Annotated in this window: 22 protein-coding genes; 9 read left to right on the top strand and 13 right to left on the bottom strand. The window is 31.6% G+C overall.

Annotated elements, in window-relative coordinates; all coding sequences use genetic code 11:
• The first annotated feature begins 167 nt into the window (after window positions 1-167).
• From HX124_RS14495 to HX124_RS14510, 4 genes are all read left to right on the top strand, one after another.
• Window positions 168-629: a hypothetical protein gene (locus HX124_RS14495; protein WP_286383646.1), complete on the top strand. Its 462-nt coding sequence runs from the start codon at window positions 168-170 to the stop codon at window positions 627-629.
• A 102-nt stretch (window positions 630-731) separates the two neighbouring features.
• Window positions 732-1457, top strand: coding sequence for a fimbrial biogenesis chaperone (locus HX124_RS14500; protein ID WP_286383647.1), 726 nt, complete (start codon window positions 732-734; stop codon window positions 1455-1457).
• 5 nt (window positions 1458-1462) lie between these two features.
• Window positions 1463-3811, top strand: a complete 2349-nt coding sequence (locus HX124_RS14505) for a fimbria/pilus outer membrane usher protein (protein WP_286383648.1) — start codon at window positions 1463-1465, stop codon at window positions 3809-3811.
• 11 nt (window positions 3812-3822) lie between these two features.
• Complete coding sequence (locus HX124_RS14510) at window positions 3823-4266, top strand: hypothetical protein (protein WP_286383649.1); 444 nt, start codon at window positions 3823-3825, stop codon at window positions 4264-4266.
• A gap of 60 nt (window positions 4267-4326) precedes the next feature.
• On the opposite strand, the gene HX124_RS14515 is transcribed toward HX124_RS14510, so the two are convergent.
• Together HX124_RS14515 and HX124_RS14520 are read right to left on the bottom strand one after the other, a co-directional pair.
• Window positions 4327-5022 carry an LrgB family protein gene (locus HX124_RS14515; RefSeq protein ID WP_286383650.1) on the bottom strand — a complete coding sequence of 232 codons (696 nt, stop codon included), beginning with the start codon at window positions 5020-5022 and terminating at the stop codon, window positions 4327-4329.
• Window positions 5022-5471, bottom strand: coding sequence for a CidA/LrgA family protein (locus tag HX124_RS14520; RefSeq protein WP_286383651.1), 450 nt, complete (start codon window positions 5469-5471; stop codon window positions 5022-5024). Before HX124_RS14520 ends, HX124_RS14515 begins: the two co-directional genes overlap by 1 nt.
• A 98-nt stretch (window positions 5472-5569) precedes the next feature.
• On the opposite strand from HX124_RS14520, the gene HX124_RS14525 reads away from it, so the two are divergent.
• Window positions 5570-6469, top strand: coding sequence for a LysR family transcriptional regulator (locus tag HX124_RS14525; RefSeq protein ID WP_286383653.1), 900 nt, complete (start codon window positions 5570-5572; stop codon window positions 6467-6469).
• A gap of 53 nt (window positions 6470-6522) precedes the next feature.
• On the opposite strand, the gene HX124_RS14530 is transcribed toward HX124_RS14525, so the two are convergent.
• From HX124_RS14530 to HX124_RS14540, 3 genes are all read right to left on the bottom strand, one after another.
• The gene (locus HX124_RS14530) at window positions 6523-7338 is read right to left on the bottom strand and encodes an alpha/beta fold hydrolase (RefSeq protein ID WP_286383654.1); all 816 of its coding nucleotides are present in this window, start codon (window positions 7336-7338) and stop codon (window positions 6523-6525) included.
• Between the two features lie 15 nt (window positions 7339-7353).
• Window positions 7354-8103, bottom strand: a complete 750-nt coding sequence (locus tag HX124_RS14535; protein WP_286383655.1) for an HD domain-containing protein — start codon at window positions 8101-8103, stop codon at window positions 7354-7356.
• 336 nt (window positions 8104-8439) lie between these two features.
• Complete coding sequence (locus HX124_RS14540) at window positions 8440-8556, bottom strand: hypothetical protein (protein WP_107008641.1); 117 nt, start codon at window positions 8554-8556, stop codon at window positions 8440-8442.
• A 361-nt stretch (window positions 8557-8917) separates the two neighbouring features.
• On the opposite strand from HX124_RS14540, the gene HX124_RS14545 reads away from it, so the two are divergent.
• Genes HX124_RS14545 through HX124_RS14555 form a run of 3 tightly spaced genes read left to right on the top strand, consistent with a single transcriptional unit; the run spans window position 8918 to window position 10621 of the window.
• Window positions 8918-9331, top strand: coding sequence for a YeeE/YedE family protein (locus tag HX124_RS14545; protein ID WP_286376917.1), 414 nt, complete (start codon window positions 8918-8920; stop codon window positions 9329-9331).
• Between the two features lie 2 nt (window positions 9332-9333).
• Window positions 9334-9747 (top strand): DUF6691 family protein, encoded by a 414-nt coding sequence (locus tag HX124_RS14550; protein WP_107008708.1) that lies wholly within the window; start codon window positions 9334-9336, stop codon window positions 9745-9747.
• Between the two features lies 1 nt (window position 9748).
• Window positions 9749-10621, top strand: coding sequence for an MBL fold metallo-hydrolase (locus HX124_RS14555; protein ID WP_286383656.1), 873 nt, complete (start codon window positions 9749-9751; stop codon window positions 10619-10621).
• A gap of 38 nt (window positions 10622-10659) precedes the next feature.
• On the opposite strand, the gene HX124_RS14560 is transcribed toward HX124_RS14555, so the two are convergent.
• The 8 genes from HX124_RS14560 to HX124_RS14595 form a co-directional block, all read right to left on the bottom strand.
• Window positions 10660-10815 carry a hypothetical protein gene (locus HX124_RS14560; RefSeq protein WP_171405126.1) on the bottom strand — a complete coding sequence of 52 codons (156 nt, stop codon included), beginning with the start codon at window positions 10813-10815 and terminating at the stop codon, window positions 10660-10662.
• A 127-nt stretch (window positions 10816-10942) separates the two neighbouring features.
• Window positions 10943-11869 carry an aromatic amino acid DMT transporter YddG gene (gene yddG / locus HX124_RS14565; protein ID WP_286383657.1) on the bottom strand — a complete coding sequence of 309 codons (927 nt, stop codon included), beginning with the start codon at window positions 11867-11869 and terminating at the stop codon, window positions 10943-10945.
• A 100-nt stretch (window positions 11870-11969) separates the two neighbouring features.
• Window positions 11970-12545 carry a hypothetical protein gene (locus HX124_RS14570; RefSeq protein ID WP_286383658.1) on the bottom strand — a complete coding sequence of 192 codons (576 nt, stop codon included), beginning with the start codon at window positions 12543-12545 and terminating at the stop codon, window positions 11970-11972.
• 12 nt (window positions 12546-12557) lie between these two features.
• A complete protein-coding gene (locus HX124_RS14575; RefSeq protein WP_286383659.1) occupies window positions 12558-13115 on the bottom strand; it encodes a hypothetical protein in 558 nt (185 codons plus the stop codon).
• A 173-nt stretch (window positions 13116-13288) separates the two neighbouring features.
• Window positions 13289-13984 (bottom strand): methionine ABC transporter permease, encoded by a 696-nt coding sequence (locus HX124_RS14580; protein WP_286376912.1) that lies wholly within the window; start codon window positions 13982-13984, stop codon window positions 13289-13291.
• Window positions 13981-15006 carry a methionine ABC transporter ATP-binding protein gene (locus HX124_RS14585; RefSeq protein WP_107008648.1) on the bottom strand — a complete coding sequence of 342 codons (1026 nt, stop codon included), beginning with the start codon at window positions 15004-15006 and terminating at the stop codon, window positions 13981-13983. Before HX124_RS14585 ends, HX124_RS14580 begins: the two co-directional genes overlap by 4 nt.
• 74 nt (window positions 15007-15080) lie before the next feature.
• The gene (locus HX124_RS14590; RefSeq protein ID WP_107008649.1) at window positions 15081-15953 is read right to left on the bottom strand and encodes a MetQ/NlpA family ABC transporter substrate-binding protein; all 873 of its coding nucleotides are present in this window, start codon (window positions 15951-15953) and stop codon (window positions 15081-15083) included.
• Between the two features lie 540 nt (window positions 15954-16493).
• On the bottom strand, window positions 16494-17831 hold the full coding sequence (locus HX124_RS14595) for a DUF4116 domain-containing protein (RefSeq protein ID WP_286418714.1): 1338 nt from the start codon (window positions 17829-17831) through the stop codon (window positions 16494-16496).
• 626 nt (window positions 17832-18457) lie between these two features.
• Here HX124_RS14595 and HX124_RS14600 point away from each other — a divergent pair.
• A partial coding sequence (locus HX124_RS14600) for a thioredoxin family protein (RefSeq protein WP_286383661.1) occupies window positions 18458-19260 on the top strand: 803 nt, incomplete at its 3' end.

The following is a 19260-nucleotide window of genomic DNA, read 5'->3' on the forward strand; positions in this document are numbered from 1 at the left end:
GTAAACGTAGGTACACCGTTGTCTCAACCGGGTTTAACGGTAGATACATATAATGTGAATGCAGCGTTAGTTGCGGCAGTGACGACCACTACCCCAGCAGGTATTTATAACGATGTATTAAATATTAGTGTCGATTACTAAATTATTCACTGAATGAGGCTCATATCATGAAGAAAATAATATTCGCATTATCGGCATGTGTTCTTTCTACACCAATATTTGCAGCAACGACAACCTCATCTATTCCGATGAGTCTTGAAATTGCAAAACAGTGTAGTTTTTCCAATGTCGCAACCGCAATCATTTTAAAAGAAGATGGTTCAGCAACAACAGCAGGTTATAGCGTCACTTGTAATACGCCATATAGCATTTTTACAGACAATGCGAAATGGAATGGTGGTTGGAACTCATATATTTCCAATGCACAAGGTGAGCAGTTGAAAACGGGTGTCAGTACAACAGCATTGCAAGATGGCGTACTTTTACCACTACATGCTGGTCCAAGACTGAATCGACCGGGATATTCTGTAGATGATTATGTGATTAGTTTTGCTGTAGCAGATCCAATTACGCCAACAACACGTGCAGGTGTTTATACCGATACCTATTTAGTAGATGTTGAATACTAATCAAGTTGTACATTTTAAGTTTGCATAAAAGATAAGAGATTTATCTTTTATGCCTCTATTTTTAAATTGATAAAACTCATTTGAGTTTGGGGATGCCTAAATATGCACATTTTAAAATATAAAAAAGCATGGTTATTAAGTTTGTTTTTTGTGCAGTCTATGGCACATGCAGATTTAACGATTTCCCCAGTTCAACTCTATATTACAGGTGAACGTCAACAGCGCAGTACGACCGCAAATTTAACCACAATGGGAGAAAAGTCAGATCGTACTTATGAACTGAGTGTTTTTCGTTGGGCGCAAGATGAAGAAGGCAATGACGTTTTAACACCCGATACAGATTTGGTGGTAAATCCTAAAGCATTGATTTTAAAGCCTGACAGTAAAAAAGTCATTCGTTTTGGCTTTAGACAACCTATTGATGCAATGAATTTGAAGCAAGAAGGAACATGGCGCGTTAAGTTTACAGAAATACCATCACCTTTACAAAAAACAGGGATGAATATTGCGCTGAATTTTAGTGTACCCGTATTTGTAGGTTCTGGTTTTAAGTCTGATCTGACATTCCGTTTTGGAAAAGACCAGCACAATAATACAACTTTAATTGCTAAAAATAACGGAACAGCTCATTTTCAAATTACAAAATTTAGTCTGCAAGATGCGACAGGGAAGAAACTCACCGAAGTCGATATGATGAAATATATATTGCCAAATCATCAAGTGACGATTCCTTTAAAAGGTTATACGCATACTTCTGGTCAAGCCGTTAAATTTGTAATGGAAAAAGAAACTGAAAAAGATCCCGTAATTTTTGCTATTGCGGAGTAGATGTTATGGGCAAAAGAAAATATAAACTCGTCTTCCTTGCAGTAATAGTTTTATTACACACTGAGCAAGCTAAGGCAGAAGTATTGCCTTTGCCAATAATGCAGCAAGATCAACAAGATGATGTCATCTTAGGGCTTTGGATTAATGGTGTGGATCAGAGGCAGGACGCTGTATTAATGATCTCTGATCATAAAAAATATATAGAGTGCCCAATATTAAAAAACAGCTTTATGGATTTAAATAAATTTCAACAAATAATGAAATCTGAAATAGCTTATTGTTTATTATCAGAAAATGATATTCAAATTGAACAAGATATCGATGCACAGTTATTAAAAATTAAAATTCCTACACATTATATGCAAAGCCAAAATATTGAAAATTCTGCATTACAAATACCATCATTACCCGGTTTAGGTGGCTTTTTAAACTATAATGTATTTTATCAATCTGGAGATTATTCAGAACAAGCAAATGCAACCACAGATATCGGTATATTTTGGAAAAATACTTTTTTTAATAGTAACCATATTTTTAGAAAAAACTATTTACAAGATGAACAAAACTTTCAAAGCCATACCCGTTTAAATACAAATCTAACTTTTGAGTTTCCTAAAAAATTTACGACTTTACAATTGGGTGATAATGTCAGTACGCCTACAGGTATTACACAATCTTATTATTTTGGTGGTTTTAGATGGGGAACGAATTATACATCACGTCCAGATTTTGTATATTGGAACACACCTTCTTTTCAGGGGAGTGCTTTAGTACCTTCTACAGTTGATTTAATTATTAATGGAAATAAAGCATATAATACAAAAATAAATCCTGGTGAATTTAATTTAAATAATCATATTAACTTTCGTGGTCTAGGTCAGGCGGAAATGATCGTGGAAGATATTATGGGAAATAAAACAGTACAAAATATTCCGATTTTTGTAAATGAGCGTTTATTGAAAAAAGGGCTGAATGATTATAGTTTATCAGCAGGGAAATTACGTTATAACTTTAGTGAAGACAGTGATGACTATCGTGAATGGTTTGGAAGTGCTTATTTTAGAAGAGGAGTCACAGAAAAAACCACTTTGGGCTCAGTATTAGATGTCAGTAAGGATCTTAAAAGTGTAGGTTTATTATGGAGTCAATATTTATATAAATTAGGATTATTTGAGTTAAATTCTGCTTATAGTGACTCTAAAAAAGGTGAGGGTTATACCGTCAGTACAGAATTTAAAAGAGATACAGAAAAATATAGTGTTGGAATAAAATCACAATATTATAGTGATGATTTTAACATGTTAGGTATGGAAGATAACTTGAATGGGCAAGGGTATTATTTTCCTGAACGTGAAAATTTAGTTTATATCTCTAAATCTAATATTCCAGTTTTAGGAAATTTATCATTAAGCTATGTCGAACAAAAATATAGACCTATTGCAGAACGAGATGATAAAAAAATATTTAGTATTCGCTCAAGCCGAAATTTATTTGAAAACTTAAATATGAGTTTAGGTGTTTCTTATGAAACAGGAAGTGAAAAAGATCATCGAGTTGATTTATCTCTAAGCTATCGTTTTAATGATAAACATTCAGCGTATTATAATCAAACTGATAATGATTCAAGCAATTTAACAATTATAAGAAATACTTCAAATGCAGTAGGTGTCGATTATGCCGTTGGAGCAGGTCGAGTACATGGAGAAAATACAGGCAATATTTCAACACGTATTAAAACTAAAGCAGCGGATTTAGATTTACAATATTTACAAACAGGTGATAGTCAACGCTATAGTGCAAACTTGATGGGTGCTGTTGCTTGGCTTGGAAATAGTTTTGGTCTGAGTAAATTAGTGAATAATGGATTTTCTTTAGTTAAAATTACAGAGAGTCCTAATATTGATGTTTATCGCAATGATTTATTCATTGGTAAAACAAATAAAAATGGTGAAATTTTTATTCATGATTTAATTCCATATACCAATCAGCATTTATCTTTTAATGAAAATCAACTTGAAATTGAAAATAAAGTTGAAACAGCAAGAAAAACGATTATGCCATTGAATAAACGTGGTTATATTGTTGATTTCCCTGTTGTGCATACTCGTGAAGTAAGTTTTAAATTGGTCAATGAAAAAGGAGAGTTATTACCACAAGGCAGTCAAATTATTGTAGATCAAAATCAAGATGATATTTATCCAATTAGCAGTGATTATATTGTGACTTTATATGGTTTAACACATGATATGCATATTTTAGATATAAAAGTTTCTGAGAATGAAAGCTGTAAAGCATATTTAGACTTAAAAAATAATGAAAATACGATACAACCACTAACATTAATCTGTAAGTAGGAGATATTGAAATGAGAAAATTTTTTTTAAAAATAGCGCTAACTTGTATATTACTTTTTATATATTCAGATGCTTTTGCAGCATGTACATTTTCAGATACTGGTGCAGGTATGATTCGTATTCAACCTACTACAGGGAGTACTTCAACATTACAGATTAGAGTAAAATGCGATACAGATTTTAATATTCGCTTTAGTAGTCAAAATTTACTTGATTATAGTGGTCAAAGTGTATTAAAAAATGAAACAGCAGGGCGTTATACCAAATTAAAAAATAGTATTTCCGTTCAGTATGATTTATCTGGAAATGCAGGTTCACAATGGCAAGTTGCAAAACAACAGCAAAAAAATAGACAGCATCAATATATTGTTATTGCACGTTTGGGGATGGTGAATATTGCTAACTTAGTTGCAGGTGATTATAAAGACCAAATTAATATAGAGGTTGATTATTAATAAGCCAATCAAAAATAGAATATTGATTGGCTTGTTTTTAAAATATTAAACATTCAAAATTTAAGCATTTAGCATTAAAATAAAATGTACAAGGCTAGGTCCTAAAACCACCATAAAAACTCCAGAAAGTACCATTGTTAAACTGGCAATAATGCCTTCTTCTTGATGACGCATATAGGCTTTACTTGTGCCAAAACCATGAGCAGCACTTCCTAATGAAGCACCTAAAGCAAAATGTGATTTTAAGCGAATAGCAGCTAAAATAAGATCACCAAATAACATACCAATAACCCCTGTAATCATTGTAAATAAAATTACAAGTTCAATAGAACCACCAATATGATTGACTAATTCCATAGCAAAAGGAGTTGAAATAGAACGTGCCATTAAACTATAAGTTGTTGTTTGGTCAAATTGAAATAACTGTGCTAAATAAAATGCGCTCAGCATGCCCATAAACATACCTATAAAAACTCCCATTGAAATAGAAATGATATGTTGTTTAATCATTTTCCGATATTCATAAATAGGAATTGCAAATGCAACGGTTGCAGGGCTTAATAACCAAACAATCCAATGGTTATCTATCATATAAGTTTCATAAGAAATATGTGTAAGGGCTAAAAATATAATCAATATTACTGGTACTAAAACAGCAGGTGAGAGCAAAAAATAAGGAAATTTACGATATATTTTTTTACTAATAACATATATAGATAATGTCATGATGAGACAAAAAATAGAGATAAAAGACATTAGTTTTTCTCCTGTGAATTTACATAAGAATTTGGTTTATTTTTAAATAATTTCTTGATAGTTTTTTCTAATTTAAAACCTAAATATACACTAAATGCAGTAAACACCATGACACAGGCTGTACCTAAAAATATAACAACAAATAACTTCCAGCCCTGATCTAAAAATAAGGATTGATATTGAGTTAAACCAACTAAACACGGAATAAAAAATAAAACCAATTCACCTAAAATAAAATCTGAACCAACTTTAATCCATTCTAATTTTAGAATACCGCTTATTAAACAAATCAGTAACATAAATAAACCCGTGACTGCTGCTGAAATCGGTAGATTCAAAATGTCTTGTACATATTTTCCTAACCCTAAAAAAAGGAAAATTAAACCCAATTGAAAAATAACTTTAAGAAAAAAAGAGCTTTGTGACGAGAATAGGGGGGTACTGGACATGAGGACAGCTTAGTTTCGGATGAGGTTATTATTTTAATGCTTATTTTTATGTTAAATTATGAATAATTAAATATATATTATTCTATTTTGGAATATTTATGGATCTGAAGAATCTTAAAATTTTTGTTACAGTGGTTGAATCAAAAAGTTTTTCTATCGCAGCAGAACGTTTGTTTTTGACACAGCCCACGATTAGTAAAGCAATTGCAAGTTTAGAAATTGACTTAGCGACAGCACTTTTTAAAAAAGGCGAAGCAGGTCGTAAGCGTGATGTCCAATTGACTTATACTGGTGAGTTAATTTATCAACATGCACAGACTATTTTAGCTGAACAGCAAAAAATTTATGACACGATTCAACAAGTTCAAAGTCTCAATAAAGGAAAATTAATCATAGGCTTACCTCCTCTCGGGTCTGTTTTGCTCAGTTCATTAATTGCGTTATTTCATAAAAAATATCCAGAAATAGAGCTTAAATTTTTAGAGGTTGGAGCGAATGGAGTCGAAGAGGCGATTGCTGCGAAAACGGTAGATGTCGGGATTTTATTGGGTAATTTACGACCAAATTTTTCTGCAATTCCTGTTGCTGATTCAGCGATGTGTTTATTATCTGCAAAAGATTCAGTATGGAAAAATAGAACAAGTGTCGATCTTATTGAATTAAAAGATGAATCCTTTCTGCTATATGCAGATACATTTATGTTAAATAAAGTTATTTTAGATGCAGCAAACACTGTAGGTTTTGAACCTCGTGTTGTTTGTAAAAGTGGTCAATGGGATTTTATTTCAAAAATGGTCGAACTCAATATGGGTTTAGCATTATTACCTAAAATTTATTGTGATCAACTAAATCCAGAACATTTTAATGTTGCATTTTTATGCAATCCAAATTTACACTGGACATTAAGTATGGCGTGGAATACCTCTGTAGCAATGAGTCCTGCAACTCGTGCATGGCTAAATATTGTAGATGAAAATCGTGATAAAATTCACTTTTAATCTACATCAATAAATATGCATAAACAGCATCCGATTCTAAGTCTTTCATAGATTTATACTTGAAGAAAATCTTTAACTAATTCAACCACTTTTTCTGGTTGTTTTAGCCAGACTGAATGTTGATTGCCTTTTAAGCTTGCGGTGAGATCTAATTGCTTAACTTGAGCATCCTTAAAATAACGACTCAAAGCTAAAGTTGAGCGCATAGGTGCAAAATTATCTTGTACAAATTGAATAAATAATGCGGGCTGCTGAGACAAGTTTTCCTCAGAGATAATATGACGATAGTGACCTGTAAAAATTACTTTTGACCAATCACGCATTAAAGTTTTCGCTTCTTTTTTGCCAAAACCAACTTTATCACCTGCTAAATAACCATCTTTTAAAATCATAAGATTGAAAATCGTAGCAGCTTTTAAAATATTAAATTTTCCAGACATATTCCAATATTTTAAACCAATGTTTCCAGTTGCTACACCAATTACATGAATAGTATGGTGTTGAGCAAATAAAGTTGCTAAATGACCACCTAAACTATGCCCAAATAAAACAGGGGGTTTTTTAGATAAATCTTTTGCGATTTTTACCAACTGAGGAATAAAGTAAGCCAATAAATCGGCATAACCAAAATCAAAATCTGAGGACACTTGAGGAGTATTTCGACCACAACCAGGATAATCAGCAGCAATGACATTAAAGCCTTGTTGTATCAAGCTCTGAATAAGTTTTTCATATTTTTGAATGGGAACACCTAAAGCAGGCAGCATGATAATGCTATTTTTATGCTCAGAAATTTGGTAAACATCAACTAAAATAGGATGACTATGAGGAAATTGAATATAATGTTGTAAAAGATTTTGCTGAATCATGGTAAGTCCTCATTGTTATTTATTATTCAAATGAATCATCAACTTTAAACCTAGAGGACTTAGGAAAGCAGTCCTTCCATATGGATGACGTTTAATTTCTTGTTGAATTAACTCTTTAAAACTGACTTTAAAATTATCTTTAGGATAATGATTTAACACATCAAGATAAAATTTTTCAGAAATCAAATTTTGCTGAGTACCTACAACATCATAAGCTGTAGCTTGTTGTAATAATAAAATTTCTTTGGAAATATTATGATCATTTTCATTTAAATGCCCATTCATATGCAGACAAATTGCATCAGCTATTCTCTGAGTTTTGTCTTGAGGAAAATCATGTTGCTGACATAATTGTTCGGCACGTAAGGCACTTTCAAAGGTAAAGCATTGACAATAAGAGAATTCGGCTTGTGATTTTGCTAAACCAACATCATGCATTAAGCTTGAAACAAGAAAAACTTCTTCATCAAATTGCCATTTTTTATATTTTGCAATGGCAACTCCCCAAAAATAACAACGCCAAGAATGTTGGAAAATTATTTTAGACTCGGTTGTTTCTAATTCAAATAAAGCATCTTTGATCAGAGCTGTATCTGGAATTTGAATATTTTTTAGTACTAAGTCTGAATCTTGTGCATAAGTTCCCATTTTTGCATGAATAAAATTTAAACTGGCAGGGAGCATTACTTTTTGAATGAGCTGTAATTTTTCTAAAAAGCTCAATTTACCTTGAGTAAGGTTCATCCACTCTCGATCACCTAGCATAACTCACCAAAAATTAATTAGAGTAATTACTCTAAAATATAGATGGGATATTTTAAAAATACAAGAGCTTTAATTTTTTTAATAAAAATTGAGAGGGGTTTTTGCTGAATTAGAGAAAGAGGGGATCAAAATAAAAGTTTTAATTAGAATGATAAATCAAGTGAATATTATAAAATGTTAATAACATGACCAACGTTTAATCTCCTTCGCCATTTGATTTTAAAATATGAAAATCGTCAATTTAACCCAAACGATGAGCTATTCCATTTAGAGCAGAATCCGTGTATGACTTGTTATATTGACCAAATGGCATGTGAGAAAAGTCGGTTGCATATATTATTTTGACAGAAGATATTCCCAAATAATATAGCCTAAGCCAAATCCTAAGAATGAATAAGCAGTGATGATAAAAAATACAAAACTTGCTTTATTGTTCTTTCTTAAAAAATTCATATCATTGACCTTTTAACAGATTATGTTCATTGTGAATGAAATAAAATAAAAGGAAAGATACAAATTTGATGAAAAAAAATATAACAGAGAAAATTCTCTGTATTAATTTTAAATGCAAAAACTAAAGTAATATTACTTTTATTTGGTTTGAATTTAGATTTAATTTATTGATTTTTATTGTTAAAAGTTAAATTTAAAAATCTTGTGATAGATTTTGTAATTTTCAATATTTTTGAAAATTAACAGTGATACTCTAAATCTCACAATAATGGTTTGATTAAAAAATAGTTTTAATATTATATAAAATAATATATTATAAAAAAGTATAATGTATTAAGTGACCAATTTTGAGTAATCAATCATGCATGAATATGTAAGCGCGTTTCTTGGTGGAACGCTATTGGGTGTTGCAGTTGTTGGATATCTCTATATCAATGGCAGAATTGCGGGGATCAGTGGTCTGATTGGGCAACTTTTTAATGGAACAGGACTTTTTCAGCGACCTGCAACTTGGTTTTTATTGGGCTTATTTGTCACTCCATTTATTTATGGTCTATTTATTACACCTAAAATTGAAATCTCGGCTTCACCCATCACCATGATTATTGCAGGAATTTTGGTTGGATTTGGTACACGCTTAGGTTCTGGTTGTACCAGTGGGCATGGAATTTGTGGAATGAGCCGTTTGTCTAAGCGTTCTATCGTAGCAACAAGTTTATTTATGTTTTCAGGTTTTGTGACGGTTTATATCATGCGTCATTTACTGGGGAATTAATGATGAAAAATGTCTTTGCTTTTATTTTTGGTGGCTTATTTTCTATTGGTTTGATGTTCTCTGGTATGGCAAACCCTGAAAATGTTCTTAGTTTTCTTGATATTTTTGGAGAATGGAATGCCAGTTTAATGTTTGTAATGTTAGGCGCAATTTTTGTTGCATTTATTCCATTTCAAAAGGCAATTCGTCGTCCTGTGACATTATTTAATGAGAAAATAGAATTACCAACATCAAATAAAATTGATCCACGTTTATGTATAGGTGCTTTAATTTTTGGTATGGGTTGGGGCATTGCAGGGATATGTCCAGCACCTGCTTTTACTTTAATTGGGCTGGGTTATTATCAAGCGATCTACTTTATCGTTGCGATGTTATTAGGTGTGTGGTTACATCGAAAATTCTTAGGAGCAAAATAATATGTCAAAATTAATAGTGCAAGATTTTTTTGATGAAAAAACCAATACTTTCAGTTATGTAGTTGCAGATCCTCACTCTTTACAATGTGCAATTATTGACAGTGTTCTGAATTATGATGCGGCATCTGCAACGACTCAAACCACACAGGCAGATTTAATGATTGAATATATTAAAAATCATCAATTTACTGTGCAATGGATTTTAGAAACACATGTTCATGCAGACCATTTAACAGCTTCTCAGTATTTAAAACAAAAACTGGGTGGTCAGGTTGCAATGAGTAAAAAAATTAGTGAAGTACAACAAACATTTGCTGAAATTTATCATTTAGATCCACAACAAAAATCTTTTCATCTTGCCTTTGATTATTTATTTGAAGCAGGGGAAAGATTTAAAATTGGTCAAATCGAGGCTTATAGTATTGCGACACCGGGACATACACCAGCATGTCTAAGTTATGTCATACAAGACTGTGTTTTTGTGGGCGATACGCTATTTATGCATGATTATGGTACTGCACGCTGTGACTTTCCGAAAGGTAGTGCATCTCAATTATATGATTCAATTCAAAAAATATTTGAATTACCTGATGATTATCAAATATTTTTATGTCACGATTATTTGCCAAAAACACGTACAACATATCAATATAAAAGTACAGTTAAAGAGCAAAAATTAAAGAATATTCATGTGCATCAAGGTGTTGAAAAAGATCAGTTTGTACAGATGCGTGAACAACGTGATGCAACATTAGGCATGCCAAAACTTATTTTACCTGCGATTCAAATTAATATGGTTGCAGGGCATTTTCCTGAGCCAGAAGCGAATGGAATACAGTATTTGAAAATACCCTTTAACTATTTCAAATCTTAGGCTGAGCCAAGATTTGTTTTAAATATTGATCAACAATATTAGGAGATTGAGTCGGCATTGACAGCTAAAATAACGCCAATAATGAATACAGAACAGTAAAGAAAAAACCAAAGCAGCATACGCTTAAAAGCCTTATCTGAAATCGAACTGTCCGCATATTTTGGTGCATTTTTAGCGTCTTGATCTTGGTTCATGATATTGATCTCACTTCAATTTCTTTTAATTAATTATGAGAAAAATGATGAGATATTTATAGATACAATGTGCTTAAAAAAAATTATAACAGCTAAAAGATGAAATCGTTATTCTAGACTGACCCATTTAAAATAGAATTTTGAGTTTACGGATACGTGGTTTAATGTGTTCCCAACTGGTTGAAATCCAACAAATGAATGAACCTAAAGTTACAAAAATGACGCCATGCCAAAATTCTAAAGATAATGTCGTTTTTAAAATAATCATAGAAAATACGGTAGAAAATATAGGGCTAAAATATGAAAGTGTTACTAATATTGTGATATTGCCCTTAATAATTCCAATATTCCAAGCGGCATAACCTAAGGCTGTCGCCAAAGAAACACCTGCTAAATAAGGTACAACGTCCATATTTAATGGAGGTAATTCTTCGAGTGAATATTTAAATAATAATTTTGCCCATAATACAATTGAAATCATTAAGAAATAAAGTGCGATAGGGTTGTGACCTTGGCTATATTTTTTAGTCACTACACAATAGATTGCCCATAGCAGTGCACCCATAAATGCCAAAATATAACTTATAGGGTTAGACATAAAATGTGCGGAAATTTCTGTCCATGTTAAAGCACCATTGCCTGTTTGAATCAGGACAATACCGCTCATGCTAATGACTAAGCCAAGTACAACAAATATGCTGAATTTTAACTCTTTAAATAAAATTAACATGACCACAGTCAAACTTGGCCATAAATAATTAACCAAGCTAATTTCAATGGCTTGTTGTGCAGTTTTAGCAAGTGCAATTGCATAAGAAAAGCAAAGTTCATAGACTAAAAATAATAAAGATGCGCCAATTAAATATTTTTTAGGAATTTCACTGAGTTTGGGAATCTTAAAAATAGCTAATAAAATCAGTGTGCTAAAGCTATACATTAAGGTCACAGCATAATCTGCACCAAGCAAACTACTGAGATTTTTTAATAAGCCAACGAGAGTTGACCACAGTAAAATAGCGCTAAAACCAATCAGCGTCGCAAGATTTTTTGACATGACAGAGCTTCTGCTTCAACCCATGAAAAATGGGGCGATGGGAGAGAAAATTGACCCAAATATTATAACGCTTTTCTATAAAAATAAGATCAAAATTTAATTATTTTGTGAGCGTATATAATGTGTTTTGCTGTATATGATTTTTGATGACAATAAGGATTTTTTTGACTTCAGCATCAGTTAAATTAATGCCGAAATAAATTTTTTGCTGTTTAGTTTCAATTAATATTTGCCCGTCTTCGAGTTTGGGTAAGTTTAAGTTAGCTGTAGGTTGTACCCAAAAATCATATTGGATATTTATAATTTCACTTATATCAATCATTTGCTTTTTCGTATAATTTTTTTGAAAAAATCTTAGCGGGTAAGTTTTTTCTAAAGTCATATGTGTTAAATCTAAACTCACTTTTTCTTTGCCATATAATAACCATAAGCATTCAGTCAGTGTTTTATACGTTAGAACACAAGCAAAACTATTCCATATTAATAAAATGAAAATACTATCTGTATCCTTAACTAAGGAGGTAAATAATGAACTTATTCCTATAAATAAAAATACTAGACATGTAATAACAAATGGAATCATTAAATGTTTAAAAACGCTTTTTGTGATTTTTAAGTGAATACAAACTGTAGTCGCATTTTGTTTTATATCAATATCATTATATGTTTGATACATGAAATTCATTGACTAAGCTCTTTCTAAATGCAAATGATGAGATTCAAACCATTGATTAATATTTAAAATAATAGAATTAGCCTCATCTTCAGAGAGATTAATACCAAAGGAATGTTTTAGGTTATATTTGGCTCTAAAGTGAATATTACCTTTACTTGGGCTTGGCAGATTTACGCCACGCCAAGGATTTTCCCAAGCTTGATAATGTAATTTTTTAAAGTCTATTAAGTTAATTTTATATTCTGAGATTTGATTAAATGGTAAATATTTTTTAAAAACTAAATAATCTGAATTAAAAATGAGTTCTTCATGTGTATTTGTGAGCCAAGCAATAAAATAAAAGTTGAGTCCAATCATTAATGTTGAAACTAATAACCATAATATGAGTGGAATTTGCTCATTAAAATGATGAGGTTGTAATTGTGTAGAAGCAATAGCAACACTGATAAAAAACCAAAAAATCATAAATAAGCGTATAAATAAAATGGAAGATTTAAAGCGACTACCATTCATATAAATATTAATGCTCAACTGGGTATTCGATTTTTGTATGGAAACTTGGTTATTCATGAAAATTTAAATAGCTTAAGCTTATTAATATTAAAGAATTAATGTAAAAAATTGGTCGTTTAAAACTAACATAATATATGAGTAAGATACAGATTTTATTTTAATAATACAGTATTTATAAAAAAACCAGTACTTAAAGTACTGGTTTAAAAGGAAATTTAAAAAATAAGTGATTATCTCAGTTTAGAAAGCCAATCTCCCAAACTTTGTACGAGTTGTACTAAAATTAATAATACAATCACAGTTAAAATAACCACGCTAGTATCAAAACGTTGATAACCATAAGAAATTGCCAAATCGCCAATACCACCTGCACCCACGGCACCTGCCATTGCTGTTGCACCAATTAAACTAATGGTTGCTGTTGTTAAATTTAAAATTAAAGAACTTCGTGCTTCAGGAATAATAAATTTAAAAATAATTTGCCAAGGAGAAGCGCCCATTGCTTGAGCAGATTCAACAATTCCTTCATTAACTTCTAAAAGTGAAGTTTCAATTAAACGACCAATATAAGGACCAACATAAATAGTCAGTGGAACGATTGCTGCCCAAGTACCGATCGATGTGCCGACGATCATTTTGGTCAGAGGAATAACAGCAATTAATAAAATAATAAAAGGCAGGGAGCGCAAAGCATTAACTATTGGATTAAGCACATGATAAATCACTTTATTGGGTAAAATTCCATTAGGACGTGTTAACAATAAAATGATCGCTTGAATGAAGCCCCAAATACCTCCAAATAGCATGGCAAAAAAGACCATATGCATAGTTTCTTGCATTGCTGTAACAAACTGGTCTATAGATAATGAGCTCTGCCAATAGGGAGCAGTGATTTCAGTTAACCATTGAACAATGAAATCTCTCATTCTGCTACTCCTGCTTGAGATACTTTAACACCTTGTAAAGCAAGGAATTGAACAGCTTGTTGAATGACAATTGGGTCACCCAATAACTGTACAAACATTTGCCCAATAACTGATCCATTAATTTCAGTCATATTGGCAAATAAAATATTAAGACTAATATCAAATTGTTGAATTAGTTTTTGAATCACGGTTTCTTGTGCAGAAGTGCCCAAAAATTGCAGATTATAAATACTGTTATGATTTTTATTTTCAAGATTATTCAAAATATTGACAGGTAATTGTTGCTGTAAAACAGTTTGAATAAAATTGCGAGTGGTTGGCTGTTTGGGACGGCTAAAAATATCAATTGTTGAGCCAGTTTCAATAACTTTACCATACTCCATGACGGCGACATAATCACAAATAGACTCGATAACATCCATTTCATGTGTCACCATAACTATGGTAATACCTTGTTCTTTATTAATTTTTTTCAATAAAGATAAAACAGATTTGGTTGTTTGTGGGTCTAAAGCTGAAGTTGCCTCATCACAAAGTAAAATTTTTGGATGATTGGCAAGCGCACGAGCAATACCGACACGCTGTTTTTGCCCACCTGAAAGTTCATCAGGAAAAGCATCACGTTTATGTTTTAAATCAATAAAATCGAGTAATTCATTGAGACGTTTTTCACGTTCATTTTTAGAAAAACCTAAAAGTTTCATAGGCATTTCAATATTGGCAGCAACCGTTTTGGTTTCAAGTAAATTAAAATGCTGGAAAATCATACCAATATTTGCACGTTCTTGACGCAAAGCACGTGCATCTAGGGCTGTATAGTCTTTTTGATTGATAATGACTTGACCTTGCGTTGGGCGCTCCAAAAGGTTAATCATACGAATTAAGGTACTTTTTCCTGCACCACTATAACCAATAATGCCAAAAATACTGCCATTAGGGATTTGTAAATTGATATCATCTAATGCACGTACAGTTTGACCTTTAAGTACATAGTGTTTAGAAATATTTTTAAATTCAATCATGTTGTCAAAAACTATACAAAAAATGAAAAACAGGCAAAATCATTTTGCCTGTTTTATGGAAAGCAGAATAGGGGTTATTTGTTTTCTGTAAGATAAGTTACAGGTTTATTTACATCAATTTTAGTACCACCAAAATGCTCTTGGACATATTTTCCTACTGCAGCAACATGGTAAAGTTCACCTACTTTTTTCAAGAGAGGATCATCTTTACGTGATTCTGCTACAGCAAGAATATTCACGTTCATTTTTGTGCTTTGATCAATCGGTTCATAATAAATTGAATCTTTTAATACATTCAATCCACCTTCCATTGCTAAAGTATTGCCTAAAACAATTGCATCAACTTCGTCTTTAGCACGCACTGCAGTTGCCATTTGGATCGGCTTAATAACAATTTTTTTACTATTTTCAACAATATCAGCAGGTGTACCTTTAACACTGTCAAAGCCTGATTTTAATTTAACTAAACCTGCTGATTGTAATAATAATAAGGCACGAGATTCATTAGCCCCATCATTTGGAATTGCAATAGTTGCACCTTGAGCAAAGTCTTCAACTTTTTTTACTTTACTTGAGTAGATGCCCATAGGTTCTAAATATGTAGTTGAAATTGGTGCAATTTTATCTTTATTAGACTCATTAAATGCAACTAAATAAGCATAAGATTGAAAGGCATTGATATCAATTTCTTTATTGGCAACGGCTGTATTCATTGATACATAATCAGTGAAATTTTTAACCTCAAGTTTGATTCCTGCTTGTTTAGTTTCAGGCAATGTTGCGATATAACGCCAAATATCAGCATCTGAACCTGTGGATGCCATAACAACAGTTTGTTCTTTCCCTGAGTCGCTTGGAGCTGCTTCTGTTTTTGGTGCCTCTTGTTTACCACATGCTGCTAGAGAAAGGACAGATGCACTGAGTAAAACGCCAAACAATTTGTTCATGTTAAAATCCTGAGTAATAAAATGTATTTAAATCACTACACTTTTAAATTAAAATTTTCAAGTACCCAATACAGCTTAAAACAAATTTTCGTCTTCTCTAAGGTTTTGATATGACAAACAAAAAATTTTAAATTTGCAATTGGTTCTAGCAATTTACGATGTAAATTTAAGCTTTAATGACCTCAGCATAAAACATAAATTACATAATATTCACTAAATTTTTATTTATCATACCAATAAATTTAACTTATACATAGTCACTCACGATAAACAAAGTTCTTAGGAAAAATCCTTATAAAATAATCAATTGTCTAAAAAAACAAATAAAACAAAAACTTTAGTTGAATAGAGTAGAGGATTAGATTACTTTTTGTCCTTATTCTTTAATGTAAGATATTATGAAAATTATATGATAAAAGTTCATAAGTGTTCTAAAAGCTATCTTTTTAAAAAGAGTAATATATGTTTGAAGTTTTTAGTAATAATGAAAAAAAATATAGAATATTTATATCGTAAATTTAATATGAAGAAATGGCAAGATTATTGCTGAGTGAGAAAGTCACAACTCAACTTAAAATATCTCCATTCTTGTTTACATTTTTTTCTAAAGAGTTGGTAAATTTTCTCCATAAAAGATTCATTTTTCATCAGTGCAACGGGTAAATGATAGATATTGTCGAAATCTTGTTGTATGGCGAGTAGAGAAATGCGAGCATCTTCACGTAAAAACAAAGGTAAATCAGGATAAATTTCTAAATGTTGCATTTTATACAAGACCCATTCTAAGTTTGCATAACTTAAATCAATCGTAAGCTGTTCTACAACAGATTTTGCGGAGTGATTCAGACAGTAGTTTTTAATCTCATGGTCTTGTTGTATTTTTTTAGGCAAATATTGCCAAATATCGGGATCTTTTTGAATAGCTTGAAAAATTTTAGCTTGGTTAGTGAGGCATTTTTTTGGCATAAATTCAATTATTCGAGGTAATTGAGTGTAGATATATTCACATATTTCTAAGTTTTTTTGATATTTTAAAGCTAAGTTTTTATAAATATTTGGATTTCCTTTTAAAGCTGCCCAAATGATTTCTTTATTATTCTGAAACTGATTTGGTAGAGCACTAAACATATCAGGACACTGTTTGACCGCAATGAAAGCCAACTTTTTATCCTGTTTATATTGTTTTTCTAAGTCGAGATAGACATTACCATCACTTTTTAAGGCTATTTCAAGCAATGTTCTTGTTTTAAATTGTGTGGGAATTTGAGTGAAAAGAGCACCTTTATTCTGTAAGGCAATTTTTAAATATTTGGGATAATGCTGGAGTTCAGGATGAAGAGTGCTAAGAATAGAAGGGCACTTATAAAGTGCAGTTCGGATAATAAGATCATTACACTGAAATTTTTGATCTAAAAAATAGAAATACTTAGGATTAATTTCAACTAATTTTCTTGCAATTTCATCGTTCATTTTTCCTTGATAGTTGCTTATAGAACTAATGCCTAATTTTGCAGCTTTATATAAGTTTTTAGTCGTATGAAATTTTTGTGGCGCATAGAAAATAAAATCCCCTTTTTCTTGTAACTTTTCAAGAAAGATCATCCTACGATTTGCACCAATATGCTTTGCTGGCATTTCAATTTTTGCATTGAAAGCTAGACGAATATATTTATTTTTACAGCGAAATTTATTCGGTAAAAATTGAAAAATATCTGAATTTTTGGCTAAAACTTTTTTGATAAATTTGGGAGATTTCTGAAATTTTTGCGGTATCTTTGTAAAATTTTTAGCATTGAATAAAACATAAAGCTGACAAAATATTTCATTATTGAATAATTGTGTTTGCTCACTAAAATCTAAAGGAAATGTACCTAACATTGTTGCAAAAGCTACATACGGGTTAGCCTGTTGTTTTGGATTAAGATGTTCATAATTATATGAATAATAAGTATTAAAAAAATATGCACTTGTATTGTTAAATGCAAATTGTGGTGAAAAAAAGTCAAGATTATGTCCCGAGTAAGCAATTGCAAGAGCAATGTCATGATCTAAGTATCTAAATTTTCTAGGAATGCTAAAAAAGCTCGTTTTGCCTAATAAACTATGGCAAAAGGTATAACCTTTATATGCTTTTAAATATTGAGGCGTGGCATAAAGAGAAGCACAATTAAAAACAAAATTTTCATCTTGTTTAAATTTTTCATCAACATAGACAAAAAAGTCACCTGTACTTTCTTGTGCGCATTGTTCAATAAAGGCTTTATTGTCTTTTAGATGTTTGGGGGCGTTAAGAAAGTGGTCAGGTTCATTGAGTAAACGAGAAAAATTAAATTCATGATCAAACATATAATGGTTGAAATTTATTATTAGTTCATCATTATGCCTGATTTAAATTTGTATCTAAAAAAACGATCATTAAAATAAAAACAAACTGTTTTACCTATGTTTAAAATTATCTTACTATAAGCTCAATGAATAAATTTACTCCCTTGGAGATTGTTAGCATGTTAGATACAAATACTTCTGCTCAATTAAAAACACTTTTAGAACGCCTTGAAAACCCGATTGAAATTGTCGCTTCTTTAAATGATTCTGATAAATCTGACAAAATCAAAGAACTTGTGACTGAAGTCGCTGCTCTTTCAGATCAAGTAACAGCTCGTTTTGATGGTCAAAATGACCGTAAACCAAGCTTTGGAATCGCAAAAGTTGGTGAACAACCGCGTGTCTTCTTCGCTGGCTTACCTATGGGGCATGAGTTCACTTCATTGATTCTTGCACTTTTACAAGTGTCTGGTTATGCACCAAAAGTTTCTGATGAAGTTTTAGCACAAATTAAAAGTTTAAATTTGACTGCAAACTTTGATGTATTTGTCTCTTTAAGCTGTCACAACTGTCCAGATGTGGTTCAGGCATTGAACTTGATTGCGATTAATAATCCAAATACCACTGCAACCATGATTGATGGCGCATTCTTCCAAGATGAAGTTGAAGAACGCAAAATCCTTGCTGTACCAATGGTATTTCAAAATGGTGAACATATCGGTCAGGGTCGTATGACGCTGGAAGAAATTGTTGCCAAACTGGATACAGGCTCAGCGGCTAAAGATGCAGAAAAACTCAATGCCAAAGATGCTTTTGATGTATTGGTGATTGGTGGTGGACCTGCTGGCGCAACTTCTGCGGTCTATGCTGCACGTAAAGGCATCCGTACAGGTATCGTTTCTGAGCGCTTTGGTGGTCAGGTCATGGATACTATGGACATCGAAAACTTTATTTCAGTGCAAAAAACCCAAGGTCCTAAGTT

Source organism: Acinetobacter sp. 226-1 (assembly GCF_030329325.1).
GTDB lineage: Bacteria > Pseudomonadota > Gammaproteobacteria > Pseudomonadales > Moraxellaceae > Acinetobacter > Acinetobacter sichuanensis.

Excerpts from the sequence above, each read along its gene's own strand:
- HX124_RS14495 (WP_286383646.1), top strand. The coding sequence starts at position 168 with ATGAAGAAAATAATATTCGCATTATCGGCATGTGTTCTTTCTACACCA.
- HX124_RS14500 (WP_286383647.1), top strand. The coding sequence starts at position 732 with ATGCACATTTTAAAATATAAAAAAGCATGGTTATTAAGTTTGTTTTTT.
- HX124_RS14505 (WP_286383648.1), top strand. The coding sequence starts at position 1,463 with ATGGGCAAAAGAAAATATAAACTCGTCTTCCTTGCAGTAATAGTTTTA.
- HX124_RS14510 (WP_286383649.1), top strand. The coding sequence starts at position 3,823 with ATGAGAAAATTTTTTTTAAAAATAGCGCTAACTTGTATATTACTTTTT.
- HX124_RS14515 (WP_286383650.1), bottom strand. The coding sequence starts at position 5,022 with ATGTCTTTTATCTCTATTTTTTGTCTCATCATGACATTATCTATATAT.
- HX124_RS14520 (WP_286383651.1), bottom strand. The coding sequence starts at position 5,471 with ATGTCCAGTACCCCCCTATTCTCGTCACAAAGCTCTTTTTTTCTTAAA.
- HX124_RS14525 (WP_286383653.1), top strand. The coding sequence starts at position 5,570 with ATGGATCTGAAGAATCTTAAAATTTTTGTTACAGTGGTTGAATCAAAA.
- HX124_RS14530 (WP_286383654.1), bottom strand. The coding sequence starts at position 7,338 with ATGATTCAGCAAAATCTTTTACAACATTATATTCAATTTCCTCATAGT.
- HX124_RS14535 (WP_286383655.1), bottom strand. The coding sequence starts at position 8,103 with ATGCTAGGTGATCGAGAGTGGATGAACCTTACTCAAGGTAAATTGAGC.
- HX124_RS14540 (WP_107008641.1), bottom strand. The coding sequence starts at position 8,556 with ATGAATTTTTTAAGAAAGAACAATAAAGCAAGTTTTGTATTTTTTATC.
- HX124_RS14545 (WP_286376917.1), top strand. The coding sequence starts at position 8,918 with ATGCATGAATATGTAAGCGCGTTTCTTGGTGGAACGCTATTGGGTGTT.
- HX124_RS14550 (WP_107008708.1), top strand. The coding sequence starts at position 9,334 with ATGAAAAATGTCTTTGCTTTTATTTTTGGTGGCTTATTTTCTATTGGT.
- HX124_RS14555 (WP_286383656.1), top strand. The coding sequence starts at position 9,749 with ATGTCAAAATTAATAGTGCAAGATTTTTTTGATGAAAAAACCAATACT.
- HX124_RS14560 (WP_171405126.1), bottom strand. The coding sequence starts at position 10,815 with ATGAACCAAGATCAAGACGCTAAAAATGCACCAAAATATGCGGACAGT.
- yddG (WP_286383657.1), bottom strand. The coding sequence starts at position 11,869 with ATGTCAAAAAATCTTGCGACGCTGATTGGTTTTAGCGCTATTTTACTG.
- HX124_RS14570 (WP_286383658.1), bottom strand. The coding sequence starts at position 12,545 with ATGTATCAAACATATAATGATATTGATATAAAACAAAATGCGACTACA.
- HX124_RS14575 (WP_286383659.1), bottom strand. The coding sequence starts at position 13,115 with ATGAATAACCAAGTTTCCATACAAAAATCGAATACCCAGTTGAGCATT.
- HX124_RS14580 (WP_286376912.1), bottom strand. The coding sequence starts at position 13,984 with ATGAGAGATTTCATTGTTCAATGGTTAACTGAAATCACTGCTCCCTAT.
- HX124_RS14585 (WP_107008648.1), bottom strand. The coding sequence starts at position 15,006 with ATGATTGAATTTAAAAATATTTCTAAACACTATGTACTTAAAGGTCAA.
- HX124_RS14590 (WP_107008649.1), bottom strand. The coding sequence starts at position 15,953 with ATGAACAAATTGTTTGGCGTTTTACTCAGTGCATCTGTCCTTTCTCTA.
- HX124_RS14595 (WP_286418714.1), bottom strand. The coding sequence starts at position 17,831 with ATGTTAGGTACATTTCCTTTAGATTTTAGTGAGCAAACACAATTATTC.